General features: G+C 72.6%; 11 protein-coding genes and 1 pseudogene. 6 read left to right on the forward strand and 6 right to left on the reverse strand.

Annotated elements, in window-relative coordinates; translation table 11 throughout:
• Window positions 1-446: TetR/AcrR family transcriptional regulator (locus ABZE72_RS14490; protein ID WP_372729743.1), on the reverse strand; the 446-nt coding region annotated here is incomplete at its 3' end.
• 106 nt (window positions 447-552) lie between these two features.
• Between ABZE72_RS14490 and ABZE72_RS14495 the strand changes: the two genes are divergently transcribed.
• The 4 genes from ABZE72_RS14495 to ABZE72_RS14510 are packed head-to-tail and all read left to right on the forward strand — an operon-like array spanning window position 553 to window position 3097.
• Window positions 553-1101, forward strand: coding sequence for an NADPH-dependent FMN reductase (locus tag ABZE72_RS14495; RefSeq protein WP_372729744.1), 549 nt, complete (start codon window positions 553-555; stop codon window positions 1099-1101).
• A gap of 17 nt (window positions 1102-1118) precedes the next feature.
• Window positions 1119-2522, forward strand: a complete 1404-nt coding sequence (locus ABZE72_RS14500) for an amidase (protein ID WP_372729745.1) — start codon at window positions 1119-1121, stop codon at window positions 2520-2522.
• A gap of 32 nt (window positions 2523-2554) precedes the next feature.
• A complete protein-coding gene (locus ABZE72_RS14505) occupies window positions 2555-2734 on the forward strand; it encodes a hypothetical protein (protein WP_372729746.1) in 180 nt (59 codons plus the stop codon).
• A gap of 30 nt (window positions 2735-2764) precedes the next feature.
• Window positions 2765-3097: a hypothetical protein gene (locus ABZE72_RS14510; protein ID WP_372729747.1), complete on the forward strand. Its 333-nt coding sequence runs from the start codon at window positions 2765-2767 to the stop codon at window positions 3095-3097.
• A 102-nt stretch (window positions 3098-3199) separates the two neighbouring features.
• Here the strand turns inward: ABZE72_RS14510 and ABZE72_RS14515 are convergent, their stop codons facing one another.
• From ABZE72_RS14515 to ABZE72_RS14525, 3 genes are read right to left on the reverse strand one after another with little or no spacing between them, the layout of a single operon-like run.
• Complete coding sequence (locus ABZE72_RS14515; RefSeq protein ID WP_372729748.1) at window positions 3200-3808, reverse strand: energy-coupling factor transporter transmembrane protein EcfT; 609 nt, start codon at window positions 3806-3808, stop codon at window positions 3200-3202.
• Window positions 3805-4518, reverse strand: coding sequence for an energy-coupling factor ABC transporter ATP-binding protein (locus tag ABZE72_RS14520; RefSeq protein WP_372729753.1), 714 nt, complete (start codon window positions 4516-4518; stop codon window positions 3805-3807). Before ABZE72_RS14520 ends, ABZE72_RS14515 begins: the two co-directional genes overlap by 4 nt.
• A gap of 16 nt (window positions 4519-4534) precedes the next feature.
• Window positions 4535-5134: a biotin transporter BioY gene (locus ABZE72_RS14525; RefSeq protein WP_372729749.1), complete on the reverse strand. Its 600-nt coding sequence runs from the start codon at window positions 5132-5134 to the stop codon at window positions 4535-4537.
• A gap of 123 nt (window positions 5135-5257) precedes the next feature.
• Between ABZE72_RS14525 and ABZE72_RS14530 the strand changes: the two genes are divergently transcribed.
• Together ABZE72_RS14530 and ABZE72_RS14535 are read left to right on the forward strand one after the other, a co-directional pair.
• On the forward strand, window positions 5258-5845 hold the full coding sequence (locus ABZE72_RS14530) for a TetR/AcrR family transcriptional regulator C-terminal domain-containing protein (protein ID WP_372729750.1): 588 nt from the start codon (window positions 5258-5260) through the stop codon (window positions 5843-5845).
• Between the two features lie 9 nt (window positions 5846-5854).
• Complete coding sequence (locus ABZE72_RS14535) at window positions 5855-6622, forward strand: MOSC domain-containing protein (RefSeq protein ID WP_372729751.1); 768 nt, start codon at window positions 5855-5857, stop codon at window positions 6620-6622.
• On the opposite strand, the gene ABZE72_RS14540 is transcribed toward ABZE72_RS14535, so the two are convergent.
• Both ABZE72_RS14540 and ABZE72_RS14545 read right to left on the reverse strand, forming a co-directional pair.
• Window positions 6619-7239, reverse strand: coding sequence for a pentapeptide repeat-containing protein (locus ABZE72_RS14540; RefSeq protein ID WP_372729752.1), 621 nt, complete (start codon window positions 7237-7239; stop codon window positions 6619-6621). The two genes, ABZE72_RS14535 and ABZE72_RS14540, sit on opposite strands and share 4 nt — an antisense overlap.
• A pseudogene (locus ABZE72_RS14545) lies at window positions 7232-7418 on the reverse strand (3-methyladenine DNA glycosylase); the annotation flags it as partial. The pseudogene ABZE72_RS14545 and the gene ABZE72_RS14540, both read right to left, overlap by 8 nt.

Below are 7418 nucleotides of genomic sequence, written 5' to 3' on the forward strand. Positions count from 1 at the left end.
CCGAGCTCGCCGAAGAGGTAGCGCACGTGCATGGCGACGAAGGAGAACGCGCTGTAGGAGCGCGTCGCCATCACGCCGGCTGCCCGAATGAGCTCGGCGTGGTCCAGGGCGAGGTCGATCCGCGATCGTCCGAACGCCACCAGGCGGTCCCAGGGTTCGGCGCCGGGGCCCAAGGGTGGGGGACCGAACAGCACGGCCGCCTGGGCGGCCGCCTCGGTGTGGTCGAGCAGGGCGGCCATCAGTCCCTCACGGGAGGTGAAGCGCCGGAAGACGGTGCCCTTGCCGACGCCTGCGGCCGCGGCCAAGGCATCCATCGTCAGCGACTCGACGCCGCACTGCTTGATCATCCGCTCGGCGGTCTCCAGCAGGAGCTCACGGTTGCGCGCGGCGTCGGACCGGACGACGGGCTTCTCGTCGGCGAGGGGCAGCAGCGGGCGGTTCTCCATGGCGGAGCAACTCTAGGTGAGAAAGTGCCGACACCTCCGGGAATATAAGCGGACTGCAGTCCGTTTGGCTGGGTGAATGATCCACATCCGTCCGAGGAGAAACACCATGTCTGACACCCGCGTCGTCGTTCTGGTCGGCAGCCTGCGCGCCGACTCCCTGCACCGCGGCCTTGCCGAGATCCTGCGCACCGAGGCGCCCCAGGGCGTCGTCGTCGAGATCGCCGAAGGTCTCGACCAGCTGCCCTTCTACAACGAGGACCTCGACGGCGAGACCGTCCCGACCGCCGCGGCTGACCTGCGTGCGCAGGTCGCCGGCGCCGACCGCCTGCTCGCCGTCTCGCCCGAGTACAACGGCACCATGCCGGCCGTGCTGAAGAACGCCATCGACTGGCTCTCGCGCCCCTACGGCGTCGGCGCCATCACCGGCATGCCGTTCGGAGTCGTCGGCGTCGCCCCGAGCCCCTACGGCGGCAAGTGGGCGCACGACGACGTCGCGCGCTCCGCAGGCGTTGCCGGCGCCGTGGTCGTGGAGCAGGCCCGCCTCGACCAGAACTTCCTCGAGGTCGACGTGCTGACCGACACCGAGGTCCGGGCCAAGCTGGCCGAGGTCCTGCGTTCGCTGGTCGAGCACGACGTCGAGGCGGCCGCAGCCTGACCCGCTAGCGTCGGGCCATGACCGCCCTCCACGACCTCACCGCCCTCGAGCAGGGGGCGCTCGTGGCCCGACGCGAGGTCTCGGCGAGCGAGCTCGTCGAGCACCATCTCGAACGCGCCGACCAGCACGACGACGTCGGCGCGTTCGTCACGTTGACCGCCGACCGGGCACGGGCTCGCGCCGCAGCGCTGCCCGCCGTACCCCCGCCGGGCGCGTCGCCGCTGTACGGCGTCCCGACCGCGATCAAGGACCTCAACCTGACCGCGGGCGTGCGCACGACCTTCGGCTCGGCCGCCTTCGCCGACCACGTCCCCGAGATCTCGGACGGGGTGACGTCGTCGCTGGAGGCGGCCGGCCTGATCAGCATCGGCAAGACCAACACCCCCGAGTTCGGATCGCCCTGCTACACCGAGCCCGAGGTCGCGCCGCCGGCGGTGACGCCCTGGGATCGGCGTCGTACGGCGGGCGGCTCGTCGGGCGGGGCTGCTGCTGCCGTGGCGGCCGGACTGGTGCCCGTGGCCCAGGGCTCCGACGGCGGCGGCTCGATCCGGATCCCGGCGGCCTGCTGCGGCCTGGTCGGACTGAAGCCGACCCGCGGCCGGATCAGCGGCCACCCGATGTACGGCGACCCGGTGGGGCTGGCCACCTCGGGCTCGCTGGCGCGCACCGTGCGGGACGCGGCGGCGCTGCTGGACGTCCTGGCGGGACGGCGGGTGGGGGACCCGTTCTGGGCGCCGGAGCCGTCCGGGTCCTTCCTGGCCGCCTGCGAGCGCGACCCCGGACGACTGCGGATCGCCCGCTTCATCGAGCCGGTGATCACCGACGTCGAGGTCGCCCCTGAGTGCCGCGAGGCCTGGGAGGCGACCTCGGCGTTGCTGGAGTCCCTGGGCCACGAGGTCGTGGACGTGCCGCGGCCGCTGCCGCGCGAGGCGGTGCCGGTCTTCGAGACCTGCTGGTCGGTGCTGACCGCGATGTCCGTCGTACCGCCCGAGCGGGAGCACCTGCTGCGCCCCCTGACCCGGTGGCTCTCCGAGCGTGGCCGGGCGGTGACGGGTCCGGAGTTCGGGCTGGCGATCGGGGCGATGCGTCGGTTCGCTGCGGGCGCGCTGGAGGCGCTGGCGCCGTACGACGCGGTCCTGACGCCGACGCTGGCGATGCGGCCGCCGCTGGTGGGGGCGATGCGCGACGACGACGACCCGGCCGCGGACTTCCAGGCCCAGAAGGAGTTCACCCCCTGGACGTCGGCCTGGAACGTGACTGGGATGCCGGCGGTCTCGCTGCCGCTGCACTGGGCTGAGGACGGGTTCCCGGTCGGCGTGATGCTGGCGGGCCGTCCGGCCGAGGAGGAGCTGCTGCTCTCGCTGTCCGCCCAGCTCGAGGCGGCCGCTCCGTGGGCCGATCGTCGCCCGCCTGGCTGGTGAGCCGGGCCGCCCTTCCGCTGTAACGCGGGGTTATGGTCGCTGAACAAGCCGCCTCAGGGCCACTCAGCGTCAACAACCCCGCGCAAGAGGTGGTGGTGGCGCTCGACCAGTGGGACGGTGGAGCCATGAGCGTGCTCACGCCGTACGGGCGGTTCGCCGGCTTCCGGGACCCGTTCGGGCACCGCTGGCTGCTCCACCGATCTCTCGGATGAGAAGTTCGCCAACCCACAAGGAGTACTGGCATGACGAAGTTCATGTTCATCTACCAGTCCCCGCCGATGCCCGCCGATGCCCCGGAGTGGACCCAGGAGCAGATGGAGGCCGAGCTGGGCCGGTGGATGGCCTGGGCCGGCCGGGTCGGCGAGGGCATGGTCGACTTCGGCGCCCCGCTCGCTGCCGACGCCGCGGTCACCGCGGACGGGGTCACCGACAGTCAGAGCCAGATCAGCGGGTACACGATCCTCGAGGCCGCCGACCTGGACGCGGCGAAGGCGCTGGCCGACGGTCATCCGCATCTGGCGATGCCGGGCGCCTCGATCGAGATCCTCCAGGTGCAGCCGGTCCCGGGCGCCTGAGCGCATCGCCGCAGCCGTTGTAGCGCGGTGAAATTGTCGCTGAGTTCCCCTGCGGCGACGTGTTCAGCGACCATAACCCCGCGTTACAGCGGAAAGGCCGGCCTAGTCGCCGATCCCGCGCGCCTGCAGCGCGGCCCCGGTCTCGTGCGCCCGGGCCACCACCCGGATCACGAACGGCGAGAGGAAGGCCCGCGGGGAACGTACGCCGCGGGCGCGGGCCGCGTCCCGCGTCTCCTGTGCCAGCGCGATCGTGCCCGGCAGCGCCTGGATGGCGAGCGTGAAGGTCAGCGCCACCCGGTCGGGGTCGACGCCGACGCGCCGGAACGGCGTCAGCCAGCGGATGATCGCGTCCAGCATCGCGTTGATCGGGGTGGTCGCGCTCAGCACCACGGCGGCCAGCGCCAGCGCGAGCAGGTCGACCAGGGTCTCGATCGCCTTCTCGTAGCCGGTCAGCCACCACTGGAAGGCGCCCACCACCACAGCGACCAGCAGCACTCCGCGGCCGGCCCGGGCCAGCGTCGCGACCGACACCCGGCCCAGCGCCGCCAGCGAGAGGGTGAGGGCGAAGAAGGCCAGCGAGGCAGGCATGCTGCGCACCAGCACGATGGTCAGGCTAAGCAGGGCGAGGCCGCTCAGCTTCACCCCGACCGGCAGCCGGTGGAGCACCGAGTCGCCGGGCTGGTAGACGCCGACCAGGACCGGTGAGCTCATGCGTCCACCGAGGCGAGGTAGTCGGCCACCGCCGCGTCCGCGGGGCCGTCGAAGCGCACCCGGGCGTCCTCGACCACGATCACCCGGTCGCAGCGTGCGGCCAGCTCGAGGTCGTGGGTGACCAGCACCAACTGCTGCTCGAGCCCGAACAGCAGGTCGGTGACGCGCCGGGTGTTGGCCAGGTCCAGCAGGGTGGTCGGCTCGTCGGCGACCAGCACCCTCGGTTCCGTGGCGAGGACGCCGGCCAGTGCGAGCAGCTGCTTCTGACCCCCGGAGAGCGCGTGCACGCTGACGTCGGTGTGCTCACCGAGACCGAACCGCTCCAGCACCTCCTGGGCGCGCCGGCGACGCCGCCGAGCGTTCTTCTCGTGCCGCCGCAGCGACAGCTCGACGTCCTCGATGCAGGTCGGCATCACCAGCTGGGCGGCCGGGTCGGTGAAGCAGAACGCCACCTGCTGGCGCACCTTCGCGCCGTACGTCGCCACGTCCAGGCCGTCGACGAGCACCTGGCCGGTGGTCGGTACGACGAGCCCGTTCAGCATCCGGGCCAGCGTCGACTTCCCGGATCCGTTGGCTCCGATGATGCCGATCCGTCGCTCGGTGAGCTCGAGGGTGGTCGGGGCGAGCACGACCCGCTCGCCGGTCCCGGTGCTGACGCTCAGGCCCGCGCCCCGGTACTCGAGCAGAGGCTCGAGCAGGGGCTCGGGCATCGGCACGTGCGCCCGCTCAGCGACGACGCAGCAGGGCGGGGAAGGCGCGGTGCACCTCGGCGGCGACCAGCGCCACGACCGCGATCTTCAGGATGTCGCCGACCCAGAACGGTGCGTCCCAGCTCGCCGCGGTGGACCAGGAGACGTCGGCGTGCAGCTTCATGCCGGCGATGCCGGCGCCGTGGTTGAGCAGGGTGGCGGGCACGGCGCACAGGAAGATCACCAGCGCCCGGGTGTGACCGTTGTTCCGCGCGGCCCAGCGGACGAGCAGACCCACGACGAGGGCGGCGAAGGGGAAGGACCACAGGTAGCCCGCGCTGATCCCGGTGAAGACGCCGAGGCCGGAGGAGTGGCCGGAGAAGACGGGCAGGCCCACGGCGCCCAGGGCGAGATAGAGCGACACGGCCAGGAACCCGCGCACCGGGCCGAGGGCGGCACCGGACAGCACGATGGCGAAGCTCTGCAGGGTGATGTTGACGCCCGCACCCCCGGCCGGGATGCCTCCGAGATAGGCGCACGCCGAGATCAGGGCCGCGAACGCGGCCACCAGGGCGAGGTCGGTGGTGGTGAAGCGACGGGCCGCCGGGGCGGGCGCGGTCTCGGTGGTGCTGCTCATGGGGTGGTGGTCCTTCGACTCGGGCGACCTGAACGGTGGTCAGGTGAACGGTGTTCAGGTTAAGGTCGACGCCAGCCGCCGTCAACGCTGTCGCGGCCGATTCGGAACGCCCAGGAGTGTGACATGCGCTACCACCGCTCGGACGTCGTGGCACAGGCGATCGTCGTGCTCGACCGCTACGGACTGGCCGACCTGACCATGCGCCGGCTCGGCGCCGAGCTCGGTGTCCAGCCCAGCGCGCTCTACCACCACTTCGCCAACAAGCAGACGCTGCTGGCGGCCGTGGCCGACGAGCTCCTCGCGCGTGGCCGTCGCGTCGAGCGGCCGGCGGGCTGGGACGAGCGGGTGGTCGCGATCTGCTCGGAGCTGCGCGACTCCATGCTCGCCTACCGCGACGGCGCCGAGGTGGTCGCCACCGTGCACGCCTTCGGGCTCGGCGCGGCCGCGCCGTACGACGAGATCGTCGCGGCCCTCGCCGAGGGAGGACTCGACCCCGAACTCCGGGTGGTGGCGGCGCGCACCTTGCTGCACTTCGTGCACGGCCACGTGGTCGACGAGCAGACCCATCTGCAGGCGGGCAGCGCCGGTGCGATCGCCGATGAGCCGCGCGAACGCGGGGACTTCGGTCTCGGCCTGGCGCTGGTGATGGACGGCATCCGGCTGCGCAGCGCGAAGCCGGACCGCGTCTCGCTGCCGCCCGAACGCGCCTAGGCTCGGACGGTGGAGGTCACCCGGCTCGGCATCACCCCGGTCAAGGGCGCCCGGCACGCCGTCCGCGACGAGCTGGTGTTCGACGCCTCGGGGGCCGTCGGCGACCGGGCGTTCTGCTTCGTCGACGCGGTGAGCCACCAGGTGCTGCGCACCGTGCAGAACCCCCGCCTGCTGGCGATCGACGCGACGTACGACGGGGCGTCGCTGACCCTCGAGCTGCCGGACCGCACCCGGGTCCAGGGCCGGCCGCGGCCGACCGGGGAGATGATCGAGAGCGACTACTGGGGCCGACGCGTCCGGTTGGAGGTGATGGCCGGCCCGTTCGCCGAGCTGGTCTCGACCTACCTGGGCTTCCCGGTGCTGCTGGCCGCGGCGCCGCGCGGCCAGGTCATCTACGGCGCCCCGATCAGCTTCGTGACGACCGCCTCCCTGCGCCGGGTCGCCGACCGAGTCGGGCTGACGCCGGACAACCTCGAGGCGGCACGGTTCCGGGCCACGCTCCTGCTGGGCGCCGGCGACGAGCCCTTCGCCGAGGACGCCTGGGCGGGGCGCGAGCTCGCGGTGGGCGACGCCCGGATCCGGGTGCGCGAGCCGATCCCGCGGTGCGCCGTGGTGGATCTCGACCCGGCCACCGGGGTGGCCGCCGCGAAGGTGCTCAAGGCCCTCGCCGACCTGAGGCCGCCCCAGGGGCCACGCCAGCTCAGCTTCGGCTGGGACGCCGTGGTCACCCGCCCGGGCATCGTGCGCCCCGGCGACCGGGTCGAACTCCTGGACTAACCGGCCGCCGGGTCGACGTCGGCGCCGTGCAGTTCGGCGAGCTGGATCGCTCCGGCCAGGTCGAGGCGGGTGTCGCGCAGCCGGGCGGCCGCCAGGTCGACCCCGTCCAGGCTGGCGCCGCGCAGGTCGGCGCCGGCCAGGTTGGTCTCCCGCAGCGTCGCGGCATCGAGCCGGGCGCCGTTCAGGGAACTGCCGCTCAGGTCGCTCAGCGAGAGGTCGGCCTCGCGCAGGTCGAGCCCGCTCAGGTCGAGCTTGGAGAGATTGGTGCCGCGGATCGTGACGCCACGCCACTGGCCGCCGCTGACCTTGATCGGCCGCAGCGTGCAGTCGGCGAAGGACGAACCGAGCATCTTGCAGCCCTCGAAGGTGGCGTCGAAGAAGCTGACCCGCCGGAAGTCGCAGGCCACGAACGCGGTGCTCGAGTGATGCGAGGAGTTGAACCGGCCGCCGTGGAAGGTGCAGCTCTCGAAGTGGGCGCCGGCCGTGCGGACCTCGCTGAGGTCCATGTCGGTGAACGTGCAGTCGACGAACCTGATCGCGCCGAGATCCTCGCCGTACCAGTCCTCGTCGCGGAACTCCCGGCCGACCGCCTCGCCGTCGGCGCCGACCTCAGGCATCGACCGCTCCCACGGTCAGGAGCCGTTCGCACGCGGTGATCAGTCGCTGTCGCAGCGGGGCGCCGCGCTCGGCGAACCGGCGCTGTGCCGCGGCGTACTCCTGCTTGCCCTCGGGGGTCTCGATCCGGACCGGCTCCAGGCACAGGCCGCTCAGGTCGTACGGCGCCGCGCGCATGTCG

Origin of the sequence: Nocardioides sp. (assembly GCF_041600255.1) — a bacterium.
Lineage (GTDB): Bacteria > Actinomycetota > Actinomycetes > Propionibacteriales > Nocardioidaceae > Nocardioides.